Annotated in this window: 20 protein-coding genes and 1 tRNA gene; 10 read left to right on the plus strand and 11 right to left on the minus strand. The window is 66.4% G+C overall.

Annotated features, from left to right (window positions below; all coding sequences use genetic code 11):
• The first annotated feature begins 61 nt into the window (after window positions 1–61).
• Both PVE73_RS17045 and PVE73_RS17050 read left to right on the plus strand, forming a co-directional pair.
• Window positions 62–328 carry a type II toxin-antitoxin system prevent-host-death family antitoxin gene (locus PVE73_RS17045; RefSeq protein ID WP_277363384.1) on the plus strand — a complete coding sequence of 89 codons (267 nt, stop codon included), beginning with the start codon at window positions 62–64 and terminating at the stop codon, window positions 326–328.
• A complete protein-coding gene (locus tag PVE73_RS17050; RefSeq protein WP_277363385.1) occupies window positions 325–726 on the plus strand; it encodes a type II toxin-antitoxin system VapC family toxin in 402 nt (133 codons plus the stop codon). The genes PVE73_RS17045 and PVE73_RS17050 overlap by 4 nt, the downstream gene beginning before the upstream one ends.
• Window positions 727–783: 57 nt before the next feature.
• On the opposite strand, the gene PVE73_RS17055 is transcribed toward PVE73_RS17050, so the two are convergent.
• Window positions 784–858 (minus strand) — tRNA-Gln (locus PVE73_RS17055).
• 249 nt (window positions 859–1107) lie between these two features.
• Between PVE73_RS17055 and PVE73_RS17060 the strand changes: the two genes are divergently transcribed.
• Together PVE73_RS17060 and PVE73_RS17065 are read left to right on the plus strand one after the other, a co-directional pair.
• Window positions 1108–3042, plus strand: a complete 1935-nt coding sequence (locus PVE73_RS17060) for a nucleoside-diphosphate sugar epimerase/dehydratase (RefSeq protein WP_277363386.1) — start codon at window positions 1108–1110, stop codon at window positions 3040–3042.
• 77 nt (window positions 3043–3119) lie between these two features.
• On the plus strand, window positions 3120–3644 hold the full coding sequence (locus PVE73_RS17065) for a sugar transferase (RefSeq protein ID WP_277367492.1): 525 nt from the start codon (window positions 3120–3122) through the stop codon (window positions 3642–3644).
• Here the strand turns inward: PVE73_RS17065 and galE are convergent.
• Window positions 3639–4628 (minus strand): UDP-glucose 4-epimerase GalE, encoded by a 990-nt coding sequence (gene galE / locus PVE73_RS17070; RefSeq protein ID WP_277363387.1) that lies wholly within the window; start codon window positions 4626–4628, stop codon window positions 3639–3641. The genes PVE73_RS17065 and galE overlap by 6 nt on opposite strands.
• A gap of 86 nt (window positions 4629–4714) precedes the next feature.
• On the minus strand, window positions 4715–5317 hold the full coding sequence (locus tag PVE73_RS17075; RefSeq protein ID WP_277363388.1) for a biotin transporter BioY: 603 nt from the start codon (window positions 5315–5317) through the stop codon (window positions 4715–4717).
• Between the two features lie 97 nt (window positions 5318–5414).
• Between PVE73_RS17075 and PVE73_RS17080 the strand changes: the two genes are divergently transcribed.
• On the plus strand, window positions 5415–6323 hold the full coding sequence (locus PVE73_RS17080) for an MBL fold metallo-hydrolase (protein ID WP_277363389.1): 909 nt from the start codon (window positions 5415–5417) through the stop codon (window positions 6321–6323).
• Window positions 6324–6325: 2 nt separating this feature from the next.
• On the opposite strand, the gene PVE73_RS17085 is transcribed toward PVE73_RS17080, so the two are convergent.
• Window positions 6326–7105: a DUF1499 domain-containing protein gene (locus PVE73_RS17085; protein ID WP_277363390.1), complete on the minus strand. Its 780-nt coding sequence runs from the start codon at window positions 7103–7105 to the stop codon at window positions 6326–6328.
• A 236-nt stretch (window positions 7106–7341) separates the two neighbouring features.
• On the opposite strand from PVE73_RS17085, the gene PVE73_RS17090 reads away from it, so the two are divergent.
• Window positions 7342–7701, plus strand: a complete 360-nt coding sequence (locus tag PVE73_RS17090) for a hypothetical protein (RefSeq protein ID WP_277363391.1) — start codon at window positions 7342–7344, stop codon at window positions 7699–7701.
• Between the two features lie 9 nt (window positions 7702–7710).
• Here PVE73_RS17090 and ppdK read toward each other — a convergent pair whose 3' ends face one another.
• Complete coding sequence (ppdK, locus tag PVE73_RS17095) at window positions 7711–10374, minus strand: pyruvate, phosphate dikinase (protein ID WP_277363392.1); 2664 nt, start codon at window positions 10372–10374, stop codon at window positions 7711–7713.
• Window positions 10375–10558: 184 nt separating this feature from the next.
• On the opposite strand from ppdK, the gene PVE73_RS17100 reads away from it, so the two are divergent.
• Window positions 10559–10906 (plus strand): VOC family protein, encoded by a 348-nt coding sequence (locus tag PVE73_RS17100; protein ID WP_277363393.1) that lies wholly within the window; start codon window positions 10559–10561, stop codon window positions 10904–10906.
• 33 nt (window positions 10907–10939) lie between these two features.
• On the opposite strand, the gene PVE73_RS17105 is transcribed toward PVE73_RS17100, so the two are convergent.
• From PVE73_RS17105 to PVE73_RS17120, 4 genes are all read right to left on the minus strand, one after another.
• Window positions 10940–11347: a hypothetical protein gene (locus tag PVE73_RS17105; RefSeq protein ID WP_277363394.1), complete on the minus strand. Its 408-nt coding sequence runs from the start codon at window positions 11345–11347 to the stop codon at window positions 10940–10942.
• 163 nt (window positions 11348–11510) lie between these two features.
• Window positions 11511–14969 (minus strand): chromosome segregation protein SMC, encoded by a 3459-nt coding sequence (gene smc / locus PVE73_RS17110; protein ID WP_277363395.1) that lies wholly within the window; start codon window positions 14967–14969, stop codon window positions 11511–11513.
• Between the two features lie 48 nt (window positions 14970–15017).
• A complete protein-coding gene (locus PVE73_RS17115) occupies window positions 15018–15710 on the minus strand; it encodes a DsbA family protein (RefSeq protein WP_277363396.1) in 693 nt (230 codons plus the stop codon).
• Window positions 15711–15816: 106 nt separating this feature from the next.
• Window positions 15817–16335 carry a DciA family protein gene (locus PVE73_RS17120; protein ID WP_277363397.1) on the minus strand — a complete coding sequence of 173 codons (519 nt, stop codon included), beginning with the start codon at window positions 16333–16335 and terminating at the stop codon, window positions 15817–15819.
• A 57-nt stretch (window positions 16336–16392) separates the two neighbouring features.
• Here PVE73_RS17120 and mutY point away from each other — a divergent pair, with 57 nt between their 5' ends.
• Window positions 16393–17499, plus strand: a complete 1107-nt coding sequence (mutY, locus tag PVE73_RS17125) for an A/G-specific adenine glycosylase (RefSeq protein ID WP_277363398.1) — start codon at window positions 16393–16395, stop codon at window positions 17497–17499.
• The gene (locus tag PVE73_RS17130) at window positions 17496–18107 is read left to right on the plus strand and encodes an HAD-IA family hydrolase (protein WP_277363399.1); all 612 of its coding nucleotides are present in this window, start codon (window positions 17496–17498) and stop codon (window positions 18105–18107) included. Before mutY ends, PVE73_RS17130 begins: the two co-directional genes overlap by 4 nt.
• A 26-nt stretch (window positions 18108–18133) precedes the next feature.
• Here the strand turns inward: PVE73_RS17130 and PVE73_RS17135 are convergent, their stop codons facing one another.
• The gene (locus tag PVE73_RS17135; protein WP_277363400.1) at window positions 18134–19267 is read right to left on the minus strand and encodes a site-specific DNA-methyltransferase; all 1134 of its coding nucleotides are present in this window, start codon (window positions 19265–19267) and stop codon (window positions 18134–18136) included.
• A gap of 177 nt (window positions 19268–19444) precedes the next feature.
• On the opposite strand from PVE73_RS17135, the gene PVE73_RS17140 reads away from it, so the two are divergent.
• Window positions 19445–20134 carry an HAD family phosphatase gene (locus tag PVE73_RS17140; RefSeq protein ID WP_277363401.1) on the plus strand — a complete coding sequence of 230 codons (690 nt, stop codon included), beginning with the start codon at window positions 19445–19447 and terminating at the stop codon, window positions 20132–20134.
• A 23-nt stretch (window positions 20135–20157) separates the two neighbouring features.
• Here the strand turns inward: PVE73_RS17140 and PVE73_RS17145 are convergent, their stop codons facing one another.
• The gene (locus PVE73_RS17145; protein ID WP_277363402.1) at window positions 20158–20694 is read right to left on the minus strand and encodes a hypothetical protein; all 537 of its coding nucleotides are present in this window, start codon (window positions 20692–20694) and stop codon (window positions 20158–20160) included.
• Between the last annotated feature and the right edge of the window lie 101 nt (window positions 20695–20795).

Raw genomic sequence — 20795 nt, forward strand, 5'->3', positions numbered from 1 at the left:
GCACTCCACATTTCTGGCTAATTATGCTAGCCTTGTTGGCCAGGAATTATGGAGCGCACCCATGCAGGTCAATATCCTGGAAGCGAAGAACCGGCTTTCCGAGCTCGTGAAGACGGCCGCGGCCGGCGAGGAGGTCATCATCGCCAATCGCGGCAAGCCCGTCGCCAAGCTCGTGAAGGCGGAGGAATCTTCAATCTCCGGCCGTGATGTGGAACGCAGTGAAATCGACCGTCGCTTGGCGGCATATCTCGCGGACATCGATCGCATACCCGATCGCCCCGATGCCTTTGACCCTCTGGAATGGGACGAATGGGGGCTGCCTAAGTGATCGTCGCCGATACGTCGGCGATCATAGCCGTTCAACTCGCCGAGCCCGAACGCCCGCTGTTCGTCGAGACCATGAAGGACGCCGGAAAAGTGCTTGTCAGTTCGGTTTCAGTGGTGGAAGCTCAAATGGTTATGTATGGCCGACGTGGCCACCCCGGCGTGCTTTCACTCGACCGCTTCCTCAACGATCCTCTCTTCGAAATCGTCCCTCCCGGACCGGAGGAGACGCAGGCCGCCTATGAGGCTTTTGTTTCCTACGGCAAGCGGAACGGCCATCCGGCGTCGCTCAACTTCGGCGATCTCTTTGCGTATGCGCTGGCGAAGACCCGCAATCTGCCGCTGCTCTTCAAGGGAGATGATTTCCCGCAGACCGATATCGTCGCGGCCTGGCAAAGCTGAGAACTGGGGCAGGTCGCAGCCGATTGGCCGGACAAGATCAGGGCAATCCGCCCGTTTTGGCTGGGGCGCCAGGATTCGAACCTGGGAATGGCGGTACCAAAAACCGCTGCCTTACCGCTTGGCTACGCCCCAACGCAGGCAGAGCCTGCCGGAGCCGCTCATATATTGGTTTCGCGGATGGGGCGCAACGGCCAAAAGCCATGGCCGCTTCGGCGCCCGGGAAATATACACAATATAGAGCTTTTTCCTGCAAACGGCCGTAACGCAAATTGATCGACCTCCGGCGGGTTTGCTGCTAGGACGATCTGCCGTTAGGGACCGGAACGGAGCGCGCCCGCAGGCATCTCCGTTGATTTGCATGCGACTGACCGAGGGTGTGATATGCGATTGAGAGGGGCGGTCGAGTGGCTCCACATGCGCTCGCGCCGGACGAAGCGGATCATGCTGCTCCTGGCGGATGTCGTCGGCCTGATGGCGATCATCTGGCTTGCCTTCTGTTTCCGCTTCAACCGCTTCTTCGTCCCGAATTTCGAGCAGACGCTCTTCATCCTGGCCGCGCCGGCCATCGCCATTCCCATCTTCATCCGCATGGGGCTCTATCGCGCCGTGCTGCGCTATCTGCAGGAACGGGCGATCTGGACGATGATCCGGGCCGTCACCTTCGCCACCCTCGCCTGGGTCGGGCTCGTCTTCATCACGCTTTCCTACGGCGCCGAGGGCGTGCCGCGCACGATCGCCGTCCTCTACTGGGCGGGCAGTCTCGTCGGCGTGATCGGCAGCAGGCTCGGTATCAAATGGCTGCTCAACGGCAGCATCGCCAATCCCGCAAAAAGGAGCCGCGTGCTGATCTACGGCGCCGGCGACGCGGCGGTGCAGCTTGCCGATGCGCTGAGCGCTTCGGGTGACCGGCACGTGGTCGGCATCGTCAGCGACGACAGCAGCCTGCACGGCATGGAAATCGTCGGGATCCGGGTCTATCCGTCGACCAAACTGGAAGAACTCCTGGCCGACACGGAGGCGCAGGAGGTCATCATCGCGGCCTCCTCCTCCAGCACGCGCAGGCGGCGGGACCTGGTGGCGCGCCTCGGCCGGTTCCCGGTCAAGATCCGGGTGCTGCCGTCGATCGCCGACGTGGCGGCGGGCAAATATCTCGTCAGCTATGTCCGCGACATCGATATCGACGATCTTCTGGGGCGCTCGCCGGTGCCGGCCGATCCCGCGCTGATGCAGTCGAGCGTCGAAGGCAAAGTGATCATGGTCACCGGCGCCGCGGGCTCCATCGGCTCGGCGGTGTGCCGCACCGTCGCCCAGGCGAACCCGGCGAAACTGGTCCTGTTCGAGATGAACGAGCTGGGCCTGTACGAGATCGAGCGGGAGCTGCGGCGCTATGGCAGCTTCCCCGTCGTGCCGGTGCTCGGCTCGATCTGCGATGCACGTCTCGTACGCCATACGCTTTGCGAGCAGGAGGTGCACACCGTCTATCATTGCGCCGCCTACAAGCATGTCCCCCTCGTCGAGGGCAATCCGCTCGAGGGCGTGCGGAACAATGTCTTCGGCACCCTGACGCTGGCGGAGGAAGCCTGCGCGAGCGATGTGAGGAACTTCATCCTCATCTCCTCGGACAAGGCCGTGCGGCCGAGCAGCGTGATGGGCGCGACCAAACGGTGGGCGGAGCTCATCGTGCGCCATTACGGCACGGAGGCCTGCCGTCGGAACGAAGGCCGCGTCTTCTCTTCCGTGCGGTTCGGCAACGTCATCGGCTCCAGCGGCTCCGTGGTGCCGCTGTTCAAGGAGCAGATATCAGCCGGTGGCCCGGTCACCCTCACGCATGAGGAGATGACGCGCTATTTCATGTCCGTGCGCGAAGCCGCCGAGCTGATCGTGCAGGCGGGGGCGCTTTCGCGCAGCGGCGACATCCTCCTCCTCGACATGGGAGAGCCGATCAAGATCCGCCAGCTCGCCGAAGACATGATCATGCTCGCGGGTTTCAGCGTGCGCAACGAGGACAATCCCGACGGCGACATCGAGGTCGTCACGATCGGCGTGCGCGACGGCGAGAAGCTGCACGAGGAGCTGTTCTACGATCCGAGCGGCGTGAGCACGACCCGGCATCCCAAGATCCTGCGCGCGGCGCAGCAGCTCGGCAAGACGGACCAGATACCCGCGATGGTCGCCCAGTTGAAGCTCGCCTTGGAGCATGGCGACGTGGCGGCCATGCGCCAAGTCCTCTTCGGCCTCATCGAAAGCGGCCGGCCCTCCGCCGTGCCCGATCTGTCCGCGCTGTCTTCGGGCAAGGATCTGCGGCGCCGGGCGTGAACGAGGAAACGCCATTCGCCGGTCCGGTGATCGAGCCGATGCTTCCGCAGAACAGGCGCGCGCGGCAGATCAAGCGCATGATAGACCTGGCCGTGGCGGTCCCCGGCCTGGTGGTGGCGCTGCCCGTGATCCTCGTCGCCGTAGCGCTCATCCGCGTCACCTCCGCGGGGCCGGCGATCTTCGTACAGACGCGGATCGGGCGAAACGGTGCGCCCTTCCGCTGCTACAAGCTGCGCACGATGGCGGCCGGCACGCCTGCGGTTCCCACCCATGAAGCACAGAAGAGCGCGGTGACACCGGTCGGCCAGGTGCTGCGGCGCACGAAGCTCGACGAGCTGCCGCAACTGTGGAACGTTCTCAGGGGCGAGATGGCCGTCGTGGGCCCTCGCCCCTGCCTGCCCACGCAGGAAGAGCTCATCCGCGAGCGCGCGCGGCGCGGCGTGCTCGCGGCCGCCCCAGGCATCACGGGGCTCGCCCAGGTGCGCGGCATCGACATGTCCCAGCCGGTTCTGCTGGCGGAAACCGATGCGGAATATCTGCGGAACTGGTCGGTACGGCTCGACCTGGAACTGATGCTCAGGACTGTCTGGCGCGGGTCATAAGCGGTTGCGCCTGGCCAGGGCCTCCTCCCAGCGGAGCGCGTGGCTGACGATCTCCTGGAGATCGTCATGGGCCGGCCGCCAGCCGAGTTCGGAGACGCAGCGTTCCGCGCTCGCCACGATGGCGACCGCATCGCCCGGACGCCGGCCGCTTTCGACCACGTTGAAGTCCTTGCCCGAGACGCGCTTCACCGCATCGATGACTTCCAGCACCGAATAGCCCCTGCCATAGCCGCAATTGGCAACCAGGCTGCCGGCGCCGCTCCGCAGGCGCCGCAATGCGAGATAGTGCGCATTCACGAGATCCGAGACGTGAATGTAGTCGCGCACGCAGGTGCCGTCCGGCGTCGGATAGTCGGTGCCGAAGACATCCATGGAAGGGCGCTTGCCGGTGGCGGTCTCGCAGGCGACCTTGATCAGATGCGTGGCACCTTTGGTCGACTGGCCGGTGCGCAGCTTCGGGTCGGCGCCCGAAACATTGAAGTAGCGCAGCGCCGTATAGGCGAAGTCGTGCGCGGCGGCGGTGTCGCGCAGCATGATCTCCGTCATCAGCTTGGAGGTGCCGTAGGGTGATTCCGGCTGAAGCAGTTCCTCCTCCGTCACCGGATTCGTGCGCGGGGTGCCGTAGACGGCGGCGGTGGAAGAGAAGATGAAGTGCTTCACGCCGCAGCACACGGCGCTCTCGATGAGCGCGCGCGACTTCACGGTGTTGTTGAAGTAGTAGCCCAAGGGATCGGCGACCGATTCGGGGACGATGATGGAGCCCGCGAAATGGATGATCGCGTCCACGCCGCGCCGCCTGATCGTCTCTTCCACCAGCGTCTGATCGCCGATATCGCCGACCACGAGTTCGGCCGCCTCGGGCACGGCCCAATCGAAGCCGGTGGAGAGGCGGTCGAGCACCACGACCTCCTCGCCGTGGTCGAGCAGTTCCCACACCATATGGCTGCCGATATAGCCGGCGCCGCCCGTCACCAGAACCGCCATGTCTCACAACCCTCAGCCAGCGAAAAGGCCATGGGCGAATTTCCTCGCCCATGGCCTTGTCTTCTATATCCGTCCGTGAAGGAACCTCAGCGGGCGATCCCCAAGCCGCGCAGGGCGGCCCAGCCTGCCGGCACGAGGCAGGCGGCGAGCGCCACCTTGATCAGGTCCGGCACGATGAAGGGCAGGACACCGAAGGTCCAGGCCTTCTCCGTACCGATGAGTACGGTGAGCCAGCCGAAGCCGAGCGCCATCATGGCGACCTCGGCCACAAGCATCGCCCCGAAGAGCTTGACGATGTTGCGATCCCAGCCACGGTCGGCCGCGTAGCCCGCGATGGCGGCCATGACGACGAAACCGATCAGGTAACCGCCGGTCGGGCCGGCCATATAGGCAAGGCCGATGCCCTTTTCCGGCGTGCTCTGGAAAACCGGGAACCCCATCGCGCCTTCGGCCAGATAAAGCAGGAGCGTGGCGACCGCGAGCCGGGTGCCGAGGCAAGCGGCGATCAGGAGAATCGCGAGGGTCTGCAGGGAAAGGTCCACGGGACCGAGCATCACCTTCGTCTTGGCGGACAAGGTCAGGACGAGCGTCCCGGCGAGGACGAGGAAGCCCTGCGTCAAAAGACGCGCGGCACCCGTTTCGGGCATGGCGAGGGAAACGAGCGGTCGAGAAGCGATCGCCTGCGACATGGAGCCTCCTTGCAGAATGGTTTGTTCAAACGCGCGTTCTTCTATAGTCGGTTCCGTGGTAGGCGGCAACACGCTCCCCATGCGAGAAGGAACGGCAATGGCGCTCGAATTCGACACGCATTTCGAACCGCGCTACGGCGAGCCGGTCGACATCGCCCCGGGCGTGAAGCGGATCACCGTGCGCAATCCGAGCCCCTTCACCTTCCACGGCACGAATTCCTATCTCGTCGACCGTGGCGGCGCCCTCGCCGTCGTCGATCCGGGCCCGGACGACCCCGCACAGCTGGAAGCGCTGCTGCAGGCCATCGGCGGCCGTCCGGTCAGCCACATCTTCGTCAGCCACACGCATCGCGATCATTCCCCGCTCGCCCGCCGCCTGGCCGAGATCACCGGCGCCCGAATCGCGGCAGAGGGCCCGCATCGCCCGGCGCGTCCACTGGCGATCGGCGAGGTCAGCCCGCTCGATGCGAGTGCCGACCTCGATTTCCATCCCGACATCGCCCTCGCGGACGACATGCTCGTCGAGGGGGATGGCTGGTCGATCAGGGCGGTCCATACGCCCGGCCACGCCGCCAACCATTCCGCCTTCGCCCTCGAGGGGACGGGGATCACCTTTTCCGGCGACCATGTGATGGCCTGGTCGACCACTATCGTGGCGCCGCCTGATGGGGCCATGGCGGACTATATGGCCTCGCTCGACAAGCTGATCGCCCGGAACGATCGCCTGCTTCTGCCCGGCCACGGCGGCCCGGTCTCAAGGCCACAGCAGTTCCTGCGCGGGCTGAAGACCCATCGGAGAATGCGGGAACGCGCGATCCTGGAGCGGCTTGCCGCCGGCGACAGGACGATCGCGGAGGTCGTCCGGGCGATCTATCGCGATACGGATCCGCGCCTGCATGGCGCGGCAGCGCTTTCGGTTCTTGCCCATCTGGAGGATCTGGCGGCGCGGGGACGAGTCCGCTCGCAGGGCGCCCCGTCTCTCGATGCCGTCTTCCTGCCTATATAGGGTCACAGCAACGGACGGGTCTGGACGCTCTCATCGAGATCGCTGAGAAAGCGCCTGATCCGAACCGCATTTTCCCCGAGATCGTGACGGCCGTAGCGCGAGGCCGACCGCATATCGACATAGGTCGCCTCGCCCCGGTCCTCGATCCGCACCGCGACATCGGACGGAAAGCCCAGCAGATAGGAGCGCGCCACGGCCTCGATCACGACGGTGTCGGTCGCATCGTCCGGCCGCACCGGCGCGACGACCTGCCAACCGCGGTCGCGCATGAGCGCGATCACCCTTTCCACGACGATCTCGCGGGCCTGCTCATAGAGCCGGCCGCTCAGGTCCGGATAGGCTTCCGCCTGGAGGATGACGCCTTCAGCCGTCGGCGGGGTGACCGGGGTCATGGGCGGCACGCGCAGGGCCGTGGCGAAGCCAAGCGGCGGCGGGCGGGCGGGATCGGTGGAAACGTCGTTCAGGGGCGGGTTGACGGAGAAACCATATGCGGAGACCGCATAGGGACCGAGCGCCACCAGGGAAAGAAGCGCACCGAGTGTCGCGGTGCCGAGGCCGCCCACCCCGCGCCGCCACATCTGCGCGAATGCGAGGATGGCCGTTGACAGGCCGAGCACCGCCAGGAGGAAGCACAAGCCAAGCAGCCAGAGAAACGGCACGGTGTCGATGAGCCGGAAGCGATGGGAAATGGCCGAGGTCAGGAAGAGCGCCACCGCAAAGGCGCCAAACCTTCGCGACCATGGCGCGGCCGACGAAACGCGTCGTTCCAGTACTGCCGGCATAGATTTCCACCCAAACTCCGTCGCGCTTCTTATCGGTTTGCGAAGGAGCGGTCAAAACGCCTCATCGGCCCCCGGCCACTCCAGCCGCTTTACCGGCGAAGGCCGGCTCCTTCGATTGCGACCGATCTCCAGAAAGATCACGGCCAGCCCCGAATCGTTATAAGGAGCACACGGAACTTTACTGTATCTTCGTTCATTTAGAGTGACTTATGGGCCGGGGGAAGCGATGGTAGGCAATGGGATCAGACTTACTGGAGGACGAAAGCGCCTCTCCGTCACTGGAAATCGTCGAGCTTGAACTGGCTCTCCGGCATCAGAATTTCCTGGAACTCGGCTTCGAAGGTGCCGTACGCCAAGCCCTGGAACGGGTGGGCGGCGAGCTCCTGTTCCGCATGCGGATGGACGGCGTGTCGGGATATGACTGGCTCGCGGCCGTGGCGCTCGATTCGGACGGCGGCCGCAAGCTGGCCCTTGTCGCCCAGCCAACCGACGGCGGGCCGCTTCGCATCGAGGACGCCGAGACCAGCGACATGACGATCGCGCGTGTCGCCATCGCCTATGCCGACGTGGTGAAGAGCCTCCGCAGGCTTTCCTGATATACGCTTTCAGGCCTTCCTGCAGGCTGCCTGCGCGGCAGCAAGGCGTGCGATGGGCACGCGGAAGGGCGAGCAGGACACGTAGTCGAGGCCGACCTCTTCGCAGAACACGATCGAGGCCGGGTCGCCCCCGTGCTCGCCGCAAATGCCGAGCTTCACGCCTTCACGGGCGGCCCTGCCCTTCTCCACCGCAATCCGCACGAGAGCACCCACGCCATCCACATCCAGCGTGACGAACGGATCGTGCTCGATGATGCCTTTCCCGCGGTAGGTTTCCAGGAAGCTTCCCGCATCGTCGCGCGAGATCCCGAAGGTGGTCTGCGTCAGGTCGTTTGTCCCGAAGGAGAAGAACTCCGCCGCGCGGGCGATCTCGCCGGCATTGAGGGCGGCGCGCGGCAGTTCGATCATCGTGCCGACGAGATAGTCGATCGCGTTTCCACGCTCCTCCTGCACCTTCTTCGCCACGTCGTCGACGATGGCCTTCACGAAGGCGAGTTCCGAGGCGATGCCGACCAGGGGCACCATGATCTCGGGCACCACGGGCGCGCCGGTCTTCTGCCCCGCCTCCACCGCGGCCTCGAAGATCGCGCGGGCCTGCATCTCCGCGATCTCGGGATAGGATATGGCGAGCCGGCAGCCGCGGTGACCGAGCATCGGGTTGAACTCGTGCAGGCTCTCGGTGCGCTGGCGCAGCTTTTCCGCATCCACGCCCATGGCCGCCGCCACTTCGGCGATCTCCGCTTCGCCCCGCGGCAGGAACTCGTGCAGCGGCGGATCGAGCAGGCGGATCGTGACGGGCAGGCCGGCCATGATCTCGAACAGCTCGACGAAATCGGCGCGCTGCATGGGCAGGAGCTTGGCCAACGCCGCGCGGCGTTGGCTCTCCGTATCCGAAAGGATCATCTCGCGCATGGCAAGGATGCGCTCGTCATCGAAAAACATATGCTCGGTGCGGCAGAGACCGATCCCTTCCGCCCCGAAGGAATGCGCGGTGCGGGCGTCGACGGGTGTTTCGGCATTGGCGCGCACCTTCATGCGGCGCAGCTCGTCCGCCCAGCTCATGATGGTGGAGAAATCGCCGGAGAGTGCCGGCTGCAGCATCGGCACGGCCCCCGCCAGCACCTGGCCCGTCGAGCCGTCGATGGTGATCACGTCGCCGCGCTTGAAGCTCCGGCCCATGGCCGTCATCGTGCCCATGCGCAAATCCACGCGCAACGTACCCGCGCCGGAAACGCAGGGCTTGCCCATGCCGCGCGCAACCACCGCCGCGTGGCTCGTCATGCCGCCACGCGTGGTGAGGATGCCCTCGGCCGCATGCATGCCATGGATGTCCTCCGGGCTCGTCTCCACGCGCACGAGGATGACACGCTTGCCCTGGCCGGCCATTCCCTCCGCCTCGTCGGACGTGAAGACGATCTCGCCCGTTGCCGCGCCGGGCGAAGCCGGCAGGCCGACGGCGATCATGTCGCGCTTGGCGGCGGGATCGATGGTCGGGTGGAGAAGCTGGTCGAGCGATGCGGGATCGATGCGGCAGACCGCTTCGGCCCTCGAGATCAGCCCTTCATTCGCCATGTCCACCGCGATCTTCAACGCGGCCTTGGTGGTGCGCTTGCCGGAACGGGTCTGCAGCATCCAGAGCTTGCCGCGTTCGATGGTGAATTCGAGGTCCTGCATGTCGCGGTAGTGGCTCTCGAGCTTTTCCGCGATCTCCACGAAAGCCGCGAAGGCCTCCGGCATGACCTTCTCGAGCGAGGGCTTGTCGGAGCCCGCCTCGCGGCGCGCGGCCTCGGTGAGGCATTGCGGCGTGCGGATGCCCGCCACGACGTCCTCTCCCTGGGCGTTGACCAGGAACTCGCCATAGAGCGCCTTCTCGCCCGTCGACGGGTTGCGCGTGAAGGCGACGCCGGTGGCCGAGGTGTCGCCCATATTGCCGAACACCATGGCCTGGACATTCACGGCCGTGCCCCAGTTCTCCGGGATCTCGTGCAGCCTGCGATAGGTGATGGCGCGCGGGTTCATCCAGCTCGAGAAGACGGCGCCGATGGCCCCCCATAGCTGCTCGCGCGGGTCCTGCGGGAACGGTTTTCCAAGTTCGCTCTCCACCCGCTCCTTGTAGAGACCGACGACCTCCTTCCACTCGTCGGCGGAGAACTCCGTGTCGACATCATAACCCCGCCGCGCCTTCTCGTCCGAAAGAATTTCCTCGAACACCTCGTGGTCGAGGCCCAGCACGACATCGCCATACATCTGGATGAAGCGGCGATAGCTGTCATAGGCGAAGCGCGCATCCCCGGCGTCGGCCGCCAGCGCTTCCACCGTCAGGTCGTTGAGCCCGAGATTGAGCACCGTGTCCATCATGCCGGGCATGGATGCGCGCGCACCCGACCGCACGGAGACCAGAAGAAGCCGCTCGGGATCGCCGAAGCGGCGGCCAGCTATGCGGCCCACCTCCTGCAGCGCCCCGTTCACCTGCGCTTCCAGCTCGGCCGGATAGTTCTGGCCGTTCGCGTAATAATGGGTGCAGACCTCGGTCGTGATGGTGAAGCCAGGCGGCACCGGCAGGCCGAGACTGCACATCTCGGCCAGATTGGCCCCCTTGCCGCCCAGAAGATTCCTGTCGGACGCCCTGCCCTCGGCCTGGCCGTCCCCGAAGCTGTACACCCATTTGGTCATGGCAACCCCACAGATCGCGCGGCGCCTCCCGCACCGCAACATGAGCGATAAGGGCCGTCCGCGGATATGGCAAGGCGGGATGGTCCGCGTCTTTCAACTGAATCGATTTGGTTTTCCAAACCTCCCTTGACGCGGCAGGAAGAGAGCGGCAGAATGGAACATATCAGGAACAAGGAGCGATACGATGCGCGAGACGGGAAAGCTCGACTATCTTGAGATGCCGGCGACCGGCGGCTCGCTCGACAGCGTGAAAGCCTTCTATGCCAACGCGTTTTCCTGGACCTTCACCGATTACGGCCCCAGCTATTCCGCTTTCAGCGAGGGGCTCGACGGCGGTTTCTTCGGCAGCCCGCTGGAGGGCAGCGACAAGCCGCTGCCCGTCCTCTACTCGCACGAGCTGGAGGAAACGCTGCGGCGCGTGGAAGAGGCGGGCGGGCGCATCGTGAAGCCGATCTTCCCCTTCCCCGGCGGGCGGCGCTTCCACTTCACCGATCCGGCCGGCAACGAGCTTGCGGTGTGGAGCGAGAGCTAGAGCGGGATCGCTCGGCTGAAAGATGCTCTGCCGCTATTCCGGTTTGGCCGGCAGCTTCGCCAGCACCTGGCGCAGGCTGCCGGTGGCGAGCGCGACATCGGGCGCCTTGTGCAGCAGGTTCAGGTAGCGCAGGCGGAATTCGGCGCTCTCGCCTTCCTCCTCGCCCAGCAGGCGGGCGACTTCCTCGCGGAACGGGAGAAGGTCGGCGGGCGAGGAGATTTCACCGTCCGCCAGCATCTCGTCCAGCCGGACGATGAGCTGCGAGAGCCCGCTCGTCCAGGCAAAACGCGGATCGCCGATGACGGCGAAGAGCAGCGTATAGGGGTTTTGCAGCGTCGCGTCCTCGCCGGCTTCGGCATGGATGAGCGCGCGGTGGAGCCCCTTCAACGCCAGGGAGAGCTCGCCCGCAAGGGCCAGGACTTCGGTCTTGGTGTCTTCCACTTCGCTGCTCCTTCGCCGTCCCGGTCATCGCTCGGCAATCACGAGGATACCGTGCCGCCATAATAGGACGTTCCTGCTCTTCGGCCAAATGCGTCGCCAAACGGCGTCGCCGTTCAGCACGGCCACGAAGCCGGTCGACGGCGCTGAAGCGGCGCCGTAGCGCCTAGCTCGCCTCGCGCAAGCGTTCGGCCGTCTGCAGGTCGACGGAGACGAGTTGGCTTATGCCCTGCTCGGCCATGGTCACGCCGAAGAGCCGGTTCATGCGCGCCATCGTGATGGGATTGTGCGTGATGATGACGAAGCGGGTCTCGGTCGACTGCGCCATCTCGTCCATCAGATTGCAGAAGCGCTCGACATTGTGGTCGTCGAGCGGCGCGTCGACCTCGTCGAGCACGCAGATGGGCGCGGGATTGGTGAGGAACACCGCGAAGATCAGCGCCATCGCCGTCAGCGCCTGCTCGCCGCCGGAAAGAAGGGTCATGGTCTGCGGCTTCTTGCCCGGCGGGCGGGCGAGGATCTCCAGCCCCGCTTCCAGCGGATCGTCGGACTCGACGAGCTGCAGTTCGGCGGTGCCGCCGCCAAAGAGATGCGTGAACAGGCGCTGGAACTGGGCGTTCACCACGTCGAACGCCGCCAGCAGGCGCTCGCGGCCCTCGCGGTTCAGGTTCTGGATCGCCTGGCGTAGCTTTCGGATCGCCTCGATGATGTCCTCGCGCTCGGAGACGATGGTGTCGAGGCGCTCCGAAAGCTCGTTCTGCTCCTCCTCCGCGCGCAGATTCACCGCGCCCAGCCGCTCGCGCTCGATCTTCAGCCGCTCCAGCCGCCGTTCGACCTCCGCCACATCGGGCAGCGGGTCGTCGGGCTTGAGTTCGGCCTGGCGGATGACGAGATGCGGCGGGACGTTCAGCGCTTCCTGGATGCGGGCCTCCGCGTCCTTGCGCCGATCCTCCGCGGCGGCTTCGCGTTCTTCCGCCCGAACCCGGCTTTCCCTTGCAGAAGCAAGAGCCTGGACGGCTTCGTTCGCGCGCTTGTCTAGCTCCGCCTGGCGATTCTCGGCTTCCTGCAGGCGGTCGGCGGCGGATTTGCGCAGGGCCTCGGCCTCAGAGATCTGGGTGAGGAGCGCGCGGCCACGGGCCTCGATCTCGTCGGGCGCTTCCATGAGGTCTTCGAGTTCGGCAGCCGCCTCCGCGCGCCTTTCGGAAAGGGCTGCGATCTGCTGGTCCGCGTTCTGCGCGCGGGACTTCCAGCGGTCGCGCTCCTCGGCGATGCCCGCGAGGCGGCGCTGGCGCGCTTCGGTTTCCCGCTTCAGCCCCTCATGGGCAGCACGCGCTTCCGCTGCCTTCCCGCGCGCCTGAGCGACCTCGGCCGTCACGCCGTCGAGCCGTGCCTGAAGTGCGGCGATTTCCGGAGCGGTGGCAAGTGCGGCCTCCGCTTCGGCCACTGCCTGCTGCGCTTCCTCGTGCTCCTCGACAAGCCTGGCGCGAGCATCCTCGAGCGCGGTACGGCGGCTCGCAAGCTCACCGGAAGCCTTCTCCGCCGCGGCCAGCGCATCACGCGCAACGGTGACGGCGCGCTGCACCTCGCGCAGGCGCTCCCGCGCCTCCCGTTCGGCTTCCACAGCGGATTTCACGGCGGTCTCGGCCCGCGCGAGCGCCTCTTCGGCTTCGCGCAGCCTGCGCGTCGCGGCCACCGCCTCGCCGTCGAGCTCGGCCAGCCGGTTCTTCTGGGCAAGCCGCTGGGCCGCCGCCGTCGGCGCATCGGCGCTCGCCATGAAGCCGTCCCAGCGCCACAGCGCACCGTCACGGCTCACCAGGCGCTGCCCGGGTTTCAGGTCCCGCTGCAGCCGCGCGCCGTCTGCCGCATCCACGATGCCGATCTGGGCCAGCCTGCGCGCGAGCTGGCGCGGCGCCCGCACGACGTCGCTCAGCGCCCGCGCACCCGCCGGCAGGGCCGGGTCGCCGGCCGCGGGCTCGACATCGCCCCAATGGGCGGGAGCGGCCGGGTCGAGCGGCGCGTCCAGATCCTCGCCGAGCGCCGCACCCAGCGCCGTCTCGAAACCGCGCTCCACACGCACCTGCTCGAGCACGGCGGGAAAAAGATCATTGCCGCCGGCATTCAGGATCCTGGCGAGGGTGCGCGATTCCGTCTCGATCCGCTGCAGTTCCGCGCGGGCCTCCGCCACCGGCGGGCGGGCCGCGGCTTCCGCCGCGCGCGCATCGGCCACAGCCGTTTCGGCCGCAGCCACGGCCTCTTCCGCCGCATCCTGCGCGGCGGCCGCCTCCTCCAATTCCCCGCGCTTTTCCGCCGGATCGGGAAGCCTGCCGATCTCGGCCGCGATCTCGCCGAGCTGCCGGTCCGCCGCCTCAAGCTGGCGGGCCAGCCGATCACGGCGTTCGTTTCCGTCCCGCACCGCGCGTTCGGCCTGGGCGCGGGTCGCCGCGGCCTCCGCCTTGGCGGCGGTGAGCGCCGACAGCGCGTCCTCCCTCTCCGCCAGGAGTGTGGCAGCCTCCTCCAGCGCGGCGAGAAGCTCCGCCTCGCGCTCTCCTCCGCCGGCTTCCGCCTCGCGCAGGGTTTCCTCTTCGAGCTCCAGGCGTTTCAGGACATCCGCGTTGTCGCGGACCATCTGCTCCTCGCGGGCGATGTCGGCATCGAGCTGTTCGACCCGCTTGGAAAGCTCGCCCACACGCCCGCGCACGCGACGGGCCTCCTCCTCGACCTGCGTGCGGGCGATGGTCAGCCGCTGGAGAGCCGCCGCGGCGGCGGCTTCCGCTTCGCGCAGGTCAGGCAGCCTCTTCGCGGCGATCGCCTGCTCCTTGGCGGCCTCCATCTGCGCGCTCGCCTGCTCGGCCACCAGGGCCGTCGCCTGCGACAGCGCCGACTTCGCCTCGGCCTCCTGCTCCTTGGCCTGCGACCAGCGCAGATGGAGCAGGATGGCCTCGGCCTTGCGGATCTCGGCGGAGATGTTCTTGAAACGGGAGGCCTGGCGCGCCTGGCGCTTCAGGCTCTCGATCTGCGTTTCGAGCTCGCGCACCACGTCGTCGAGCCGCTCCAGGTTCTGCTCGGCCCCGCGAAGGCGCAGCTCGGCCTCGTGGCGGCGCGTGTGGAGGCCGGAAATGCCCGCCGCCTCCTCCAACAGGGCTCGGCGGGCCTGGGGCTTGGCCTGGATCAATTCGCCGATGCGCCCCTGCCCCACCATGGAGGGAGAACGCGCGCCGGTGGACTGGTCGGCAAAGAGGAGCTGCACATCGCGGGCGCGTGCCTCCTTGCCGTTGATGCGATAGACCGAGCCCGCCTCGCGCTCGATGCGGCGGGAGACCTGCAGTTCGTCGGCATCGTTGAAGGCGGAGGGCGCCGTTCGGTCCGCATTGTCGAGGAAAAGCGTGACCTCGGCCGTGTTGCGCGCCGGCCGGGTCGCGGAGCCGGAGAAGATCACGTCGTCCATGCCGGAGGCGCGCATGTTCTTGTACGAGCTTTCGCCCATAACCCAGCGCAGGGCCTCGACGAGATTGGATTTGCCGCAGCCATTGGGCCCGACGACGCCCGTCAGGCCCGGCTCGATCACGAACTCGCCCGGCTCCACGAAGGACTTGAAGCCGAGAAGACGGAGCTTCGTGAACTTCATGCGCGCACATCCCGGCGCGCGGAAAGATCGTTGCCGATGCCGGCCGCGTTAAAGCAGAGGATCGATGATCGCCGACATCTGCTCAATCGACATTGCTCCCGAATACTTCTTCCCGTCGATGAAGAAGGTGGGCGTGGCCTCCACGCCGAACTCGGCGCCGCGCGCGCGTACAGCCCTCACATCGTCCAGAAGCTTCTGGTTCGTCAAGCAAGCCTCGAAGGACTCCTGTGAAAAACCGGCAAGTTTCGCGATATTGAACAATGCAGCGCGGGCATCTTGCACCGGCGCCCAATTGTTCTGCTGCTTGAAGAGCACGTCCACCATCGGAAAATACTTGTCCTCCGCGCAGCGGGCGAGCATGAAACCGGCCTCGGCGCGCGGGTCGAACGGGAATTCGCGCATGATGAAATGCACCTTGCCCGTGTCGATATACTTCTCCTTGAGCGCCGGGAATGTGTGGGCATGGAAACTGGCGCAGTGGCTGCAGGTCATCGAAGCATATTCGACGATCGTCACCGGCGCATCCTCGGGGCCGAGGGCCTTCTCCGGCAGTGCACCGGGTTGGAGGAGCTTTTCCATATCCACGGTGCCCGCAGGCTCGGGAGCGGTCGATCCAGTGATGATCGCCTCGTCCGCCCGGGCCTCTCCATCTCCGCCATCGCTGCATGCACCCAGCAGGGAAAGCGCCGGAAGGGCGGCCACGGTTGCGAGAAAGCGTCTGCGCGTCGTCGTCTCAGTCATGCGAATCACCTGGTCTCCAGCGTCCCTGCGTCGATAAATGGTGCGAAAGTCGAACTGAAATAAGGCATCCTGAACATGAGGCCAAATGCTAATTGCCGCAGGATGCTCACGACTTCGCGAGCGGTGGCTTCTTGCGCGCGGCAAGGACGCTGGCGCCGAGCCTCTCCAGGCTTTCGCGCAGTCCATCGTCCTCGATCTTCCGGGTGAGCCATGCGAGCCTCTCCCGTTCAGATTCTTCGAGGGCGCGCGCCGGAGGCCGTTTTTCCGGCCTTGCCACGGGGATGGGCTTCTGCACGATCTTCACCCTCCCGATCGCGGCAAAGCCGAGAAAGGCGTTCGCGCGGGCGATGATCTCGCCCGTCTCGTGCTGCACGTGGAGCGCTGCCGTCCCCTCGCAGGCGATGATCAGGGTGGCGGGATCGAACGGGTCCTCCTCGTGGAGCCGGCGCGGCCAGGCGATCTTCTCCGGCCGTGTGCGGCCGGCGAGACGTTCGCCGACGATCTCCGGCCACGACTGGACGAGGTCGATGGAAAGACCCGCGCGGCGGCGCAGGACCGGATCGAGCAACGCGCTCGCCAGATCGCTCACGGGTACGGGATTGCCTGCGCGCATCTTCCCTGTCATGTGCTGTTCCTCGTTCGGGCGCAATGTAACGCATCACGCAGAGCTATGACACAGCGAATGACGGCGGTGGAAACGGAGGCCGGGAACCAGGTGGGCGATGCCCTGCTCGCCTGGTACGACCGGCATCACCGCCGCCTGCCCTGGCGCATGCCGCCGGATCAGATCCGGCGGGGACATCGGCCCGATCCCTACCGCGTGTGGCTTTCCGAGATCATGCTGCAGCAGACGACTGTCGGCGCGGTGAAACCCTATTTCGACAGGTTCCTGCAACGCTGGCCGACCGTCGAGGCGCTGGCCGCCGCCGACATCGACGATGTCATGAAAGCCTGGGCGGGTCTCGGCTATTACTCGCGTGCGCGGAACCTGAAGAAATGCGCCGAGGCCGTTTCGGAACGCCATGACGGCGCCTTTCCCGCCACGGAAGGCGCTCTCAAGGCGTTGCCCGGCATCGGCGAGTACACGGCGGCGGCCATCGCGGCGATCGCGTTCGACCGGCCGGCCGCCGTGGTGGACGGAAACGTGGAGCGCGTGATCACGCGGCTAAGGGCGATCGAAACGCCGCTGCCCGCCGCCAAGGGCGAAATCCGCGAGATCGTCGCGGCGCTCTTGCCGGAAACGCGGCCCGGCGATTTCGCCCAGGCGATGATGGATCTCGGCGCCACGATCTGCACGCCGCGCCGGCCGTCCTGCATCCTGTGCCCGGTGGCAGCCGATTGCGTGGCACGGGGACGCGGCATGCAGGAACTGTTCCCGATCAAGGCGCCCAAGGCGGAGAAGCCGACCCGGCAGGGCGCGGCCTTCGTCGCCGTCCGGGCGGACGGGGCGGTGCTCCTGCGGCAGCGGCCCGTGAAGGGCCTGCTCGGGGGCATGACCGAGGTGCCGACCACGGCATGGAACGCGAGGCAGGACGGCGCGCGCGATGCCGCCGCCGCCCCCTTTCCCGCCGATTGGCGAGGCTGCGGGGTTGTGGCGCATGTCTTCACCCATTTCGCCCTCCATCTTTCCGTCTTCCGGGCGGAGGTCGAGGGGCTCGCCGCGCCCGCCGGCCACTGGTGGTCGGCGCCCGAAGAACTCCTCGGGGAAGCCCTGCCGACCGTCATGAAAAAGGCGATCGAAGCCGCTATACCCGGCGCCACCAAGGCAAGGAGACCGATTACCCAATGAGCGAAATCCGCCACATCGTGTTCGACATCGGCAAGGTGCTCATCCATTACGATCCCGAGATCCCCTATTCCCGGCTCATCCCCGATGTGGAGGAGCGGCGCTGGTTCTTCGACAATGTCTGCACCCACGAGTGGAACCTGGAGCAGGACCGCGGCCGCGCATGGGAAGACGCCGAAACGGCGCTGATCGCGCTTCATCCCGTGCACGAGGACAATATCCGTGCCTTCCGGCGCCATTGGCACGAGATGGTCCCACACGCCTATGAGGGTTCGGTCGCGATCCTGGAAGGCCTGATCGACGCCGGTCACGACGTGACCATGCTCACCAATTTCGCCTCCGACACATTCGAGGAGGCACGCAGGCGCTTCACGTTCCTCGAAAGGCCGCGCGGGGTCACCGTCTCTGGCGAGATCAGGCTGATCAAGCCCGACCGCGCCATCTACGAGCACCACGCGGAAAGCTTCGGCCTGGAGCCGGCGGCGACGCTCTTCATCGACGACAACGCCCTCAACGTGGCCGGCGCGCAGGCCGCCGGCTGGCAGGCCGTGCAGTTCGTCAGTACGGAGACGCTTAAGGAGGATTTGCGGCGGTTCGGCGTGGAGGTTTAGCAGGGCGCCGGCGCATTCAGAGCGTTCTACGCCCCGACTGCCTGCACGCTCCGGCGGGCGACCTGGCGCAATTCGTCGATGGGCTTCAGAGCACCCGCCTCCTCGAAGTGCCAGAAGGTCCAGCCGTTGCAGGCGTCGAGCCCCTGCACACGGGCGCCGAGGCGGTGGATCGAGCCCGTCTCCGGGCCGACCGCGAGCGTGCCGTCGGCCCGCACATGGGCCGCCCAGCGCCGCTTGCTGTCATAAAGCTGGGTGCCGGGCTTGACGAGGCCGGAATCGACGAGGCTCGCAAAGGCGATCCGCGGCTCCTCGCGCTTGGCCATCATCGGCGCAAGCGCCGCCTTGTCCAGCGGCTCCACGGCGGCGATGCGCTCGCTGGCGGCGGCGATGTAATCCGGGTCGCGCTCGATGCCCACGAAATGGCGGCCGAGGCGCTTCGCCACCGCACCCGTCGTGCCCGAGCCGAAGAACGGGTCGAGCACCACGTCGCCCGGCCGGGTGGAGGACAGGAGAACGCGGGCGAGCAGCGCCTCCGGCTTCTGCGTCGGGTGGACCTTGCTGCCGGCCGCGTTCTTCAGGCGCTCCTTGCCGGTGCAGATCGGGAACAGCCAGTCCGACCGCATCTGCAGGTCGTCGTTGGCCGCTTTCATGGCCTCGTAGTTGAAGGTGTAGCCCTTGGCGTTGCGGTCGCGCGAGGCCCAGATCATCGTCTCGTGCGCGTTCTGGAAGCGGCGGCCGCGGAAATTCGGCATCGGATTGGTCTTGCGCCAGACGATGTCGTTGAGGATCCAGAAGCCCAGGTCCTGCATGATCGCGCCGACGCGAAAGATGTTGTGGTAGGAGCCGATGACCCAGATCGTGCCTGCGGGCTTCAGCACGCGGCGGGCTGCCAGAAGCCAGGCGCGCGTGAAGGCGTCGTAAGCGGCGAAGCTGTCGAAGTGATCCCACGCGTCGTCGACGGCGTCCACCAGGGACTGGTCCGGCCGGTGCAGGGCGCCTTCGAGCTGCAGGTTGTATGGCGGATCGGCGAAGACCACATCCACCGATTTCTCCGGCAGCCGTTCGAGAACGGAGACGCAGTCGCCCCTCAGGATGGTGTCCAGCCAATCGGCCTTGGCAGGAAACGGGGAAAGCTCCTCGAGAGGACGCAAAGCGGACATACGCAAACCTCGACTCAAATCTTTAACTTGCCGTTATGGTTACCGAGGAGGGTAAATATTCCGTAAGGCGCGACAAAAATGCCGGAAGCAGGCGTTCTGGCGACGTGCCGGTTGATCCGCCCGCGCTGCGGGTCTATCTCCCCGGCATCTTTCCTCCCTCTCCGAGAAGTGTTCGCCATGCCCCAACCCGATCTCGTCATCTTCGATTGCGACGGCGTGCTGGTCGATTCGGAAATCGTCGCCGCCCGCGTCGAAGCGGAGATGCTGCGCGAGGCGGGCCACGACATCACGGCGGAGGAACTGGCCGAGCGCTATTCCGGCCTCACCTTCCGGGACATCCTGATGCATATCGAGAAGGAAGCGCAGATGCTGTTCCAGGCCTCCCTTCTCGACAGGGCCGAGGCGAAGGTGGACGAGCGGCTGAGGGCGGAGGTGAAGGCCATCCCCGGCGCGGCCCAGGCCGTGGCCTCCCTGCCGACGGCCAGATGCATCTGCTCCAATTCGAAGGAAGAGCGCATCGCGGCCATGCTGCAGCGGACGGGGCTTGCGCCGCTCTTCGAGGGCGTCATCTTCTCCTCGCTCGCCACGCCCACCAAGCGGCCGAAGCCCGCGCCGGACGTCTTCCTCCACGCGGCGGAAAAGATGGGGGCGGCCCCGGCCAACACGATCGTAATCGAGGATTCCGTGCACGGCATCGCCGGCGCGAGGGCCGCGGGCATGCGCGTCATCGGCTTCACCGGCGCCTCCCACAGCCATCCGGGCCACGCTTCCATGCTGATGGAAGCGGGCGCGGAAACCACGATCAGCCGCATGGCCGATCTCAGGAGCACCGTCGCAGCGCTATCGGAGTGGTCCGAGGAAGGGTAGCCGGACGGCGGCGGCAGACAGGCCTACCGCCCGCCCCCCTCGTCAAAGCCGGCAATGAGCGTGACGCCGCGGTCGATGCCGCCGGGCACCGGGATATCGGGCACCGTCAGCACAAACTGCGTCGCGCCGGAAACGTCGGCAACGGCGACGGGATGATTGTAGAGCTGCGAGTGGATGACTTCCGTCCCCCGCAGCATGACGATGCGTATCGGCAGGGTCACATTCCCCGCGCGGCCTTTCGGCCCGGGGACCACCTTGCCGGCGATGGCGACCGTCACGGAGCCTGCCCCCTGCCCGTATTTGCAGGCGCGCGTGGTCTCGGCGATCGAAGAGAGATAGATGACCCGGTCGGGGTCCCCTTCACCGCCCCGCTCATAGGTGGTGTAGAATGCGGTGCCGTCACGCAGGCTCACTGGCGGGCAATAGGCCCTGAGTTCGCTCTCGCGCACCGCATCGGCCGGAGGCTCGGCCGGCTGGACGCCGGATCCCCCCGACTGACAGGCAGAAAGCAGAACCGAACCCGCGAGGATCACCCCCGAAACAAGAATCCTGTAAAGCAAATGGAAGCCCCCGATCTGCACTTTCCTAGAACAAGGTGGCTGTTCTATACCAACGTCGCGGAGAAATTTCGACTGGCTGATTGCTGTTTTCTCCTGTCTAC

The sequence above is a fragment of the Chelativorans sp. AA-79 genome (assembly GCF_029457495.1).
Classification (GTDB): domain Bacteria; phylum Pseudomonadota; class Alphaproteobacteria; order Rhizobiales; family Rhizobiaceae; genus Chelativorans.

Coding starts and splice junctions, on each gene's coding strand:
- PVE73_RS17045 (WP_277363384.1), top strand. CDS start 62: ATGCAGGTCAATATCCTGGAAGCGAAGAACCGGCTTTCCGAGCTCGTG.
- PVE73_RS17060 (WP_277363386.1), top strand. CDS start 1,108: ATGCGATTGAGAGGGGCGGTCGAGTGGCTCCACATGCGCTCGCGCCGG.
- PVE73_RS17065 (WP_277367492.1), top strand. CDS start 3,120: ATGATAGACCTGGCCGTGGCGGTCCCCGGCCTGGTGGTGGCGCTGCCC.
- galE (WP_277363387.1), bottom strand. CDS start 4,628: ATGGCGGTTCTGGTGACGGGCGGCGCCGGCTATATCGGCAGCCATATG.
- PVE73_RS17075 (WP_277363388.1), bottom strand. CDS start 5,317: ATGTCGCAGGCGATCGCTTCTCGACCGCTCGTTTCCCTCGCCATGCCC.
- PVE73_RS17080 (WP_277363389.1), top strand. CDS start 5,415: ATGGCGCTCGAATTCGACACGCATTTCGAACCGCGCTACGGCGAGCCG.
- PVE73_RS17085 (WP_277363390.1), bottom strand. CDS start 7,105: ATGCCGGCAGTACTGGAACGACGCGTTTCGTCGGCCGCGCCATGGTCG.
- PVE73_RS17090 (WP_277363391.1), top strand. CDS start 7,342: ATGGGATCAGACTTACTGGAGGACGAAAGCGCCTCTCCGTCACTGGAA.
- ppdK (WP_277363392.1), bottom strand. CDS start 10,374: ATGACCAAATGGGTGTACAGCTTCGGGGACGGCCAGGCCGAGGGCAGG.
- PVE73_RS17100 (WP_277363393.1), top strand. CDS start 10,559: ATGCGCGAGACGGGAAAGCTCGACTATCTTGAGATGCCGGCGACCGGC.
- smc (WP_277363395.1), bottom strand. CDS start 14,969: ATGAAGTTCACGAAGCTCCGTCTTCTCGGCTTCAAGTCCTTCGTGGAG.
- PVE73_RS17115 (WP_277363396.1), bottom strand. CDS start 15,710: ATGACTGAGACGACGACGCGCAGACGCTTTCTCGCAACCGTGGCCGCC.
- PVE73_RS17120 (WP_277363397.1), bottom strand. CDS start 16,335: ATGACAGGGAAGATGCGCGCAGGCAATCCCGTACCCGTGAGCGATCTG.
- mutY (WP_277363398.1), top strand. CDS start 16,393: ATGACGGCGGTGGAAACGGAGGCCGGGAACCAGGTGGGCGATGCCCTG.
- PVE73_RS17130 (WP_277363399.1), top strand. CDS start 17,496: ATGAGCGAAATCCGCCACATCGTGTTCGACATCGGCAAGGTGCTCATC.
- PVE73_RS17135 (WP_277363400.1), bottom strand. CDS start 19,267: ATGTCCGCTTTGCGTCCTCTCGAGGAGCTTTCCCCGTTTCCTGCCAAG.
- PVE73_RS17140 (WP_277363401.1), top strand. CDS start 19,445: ATGCCCCAACCCGATCTCGTCATCTTCGATTGCGACGGCGTGCTGGTC.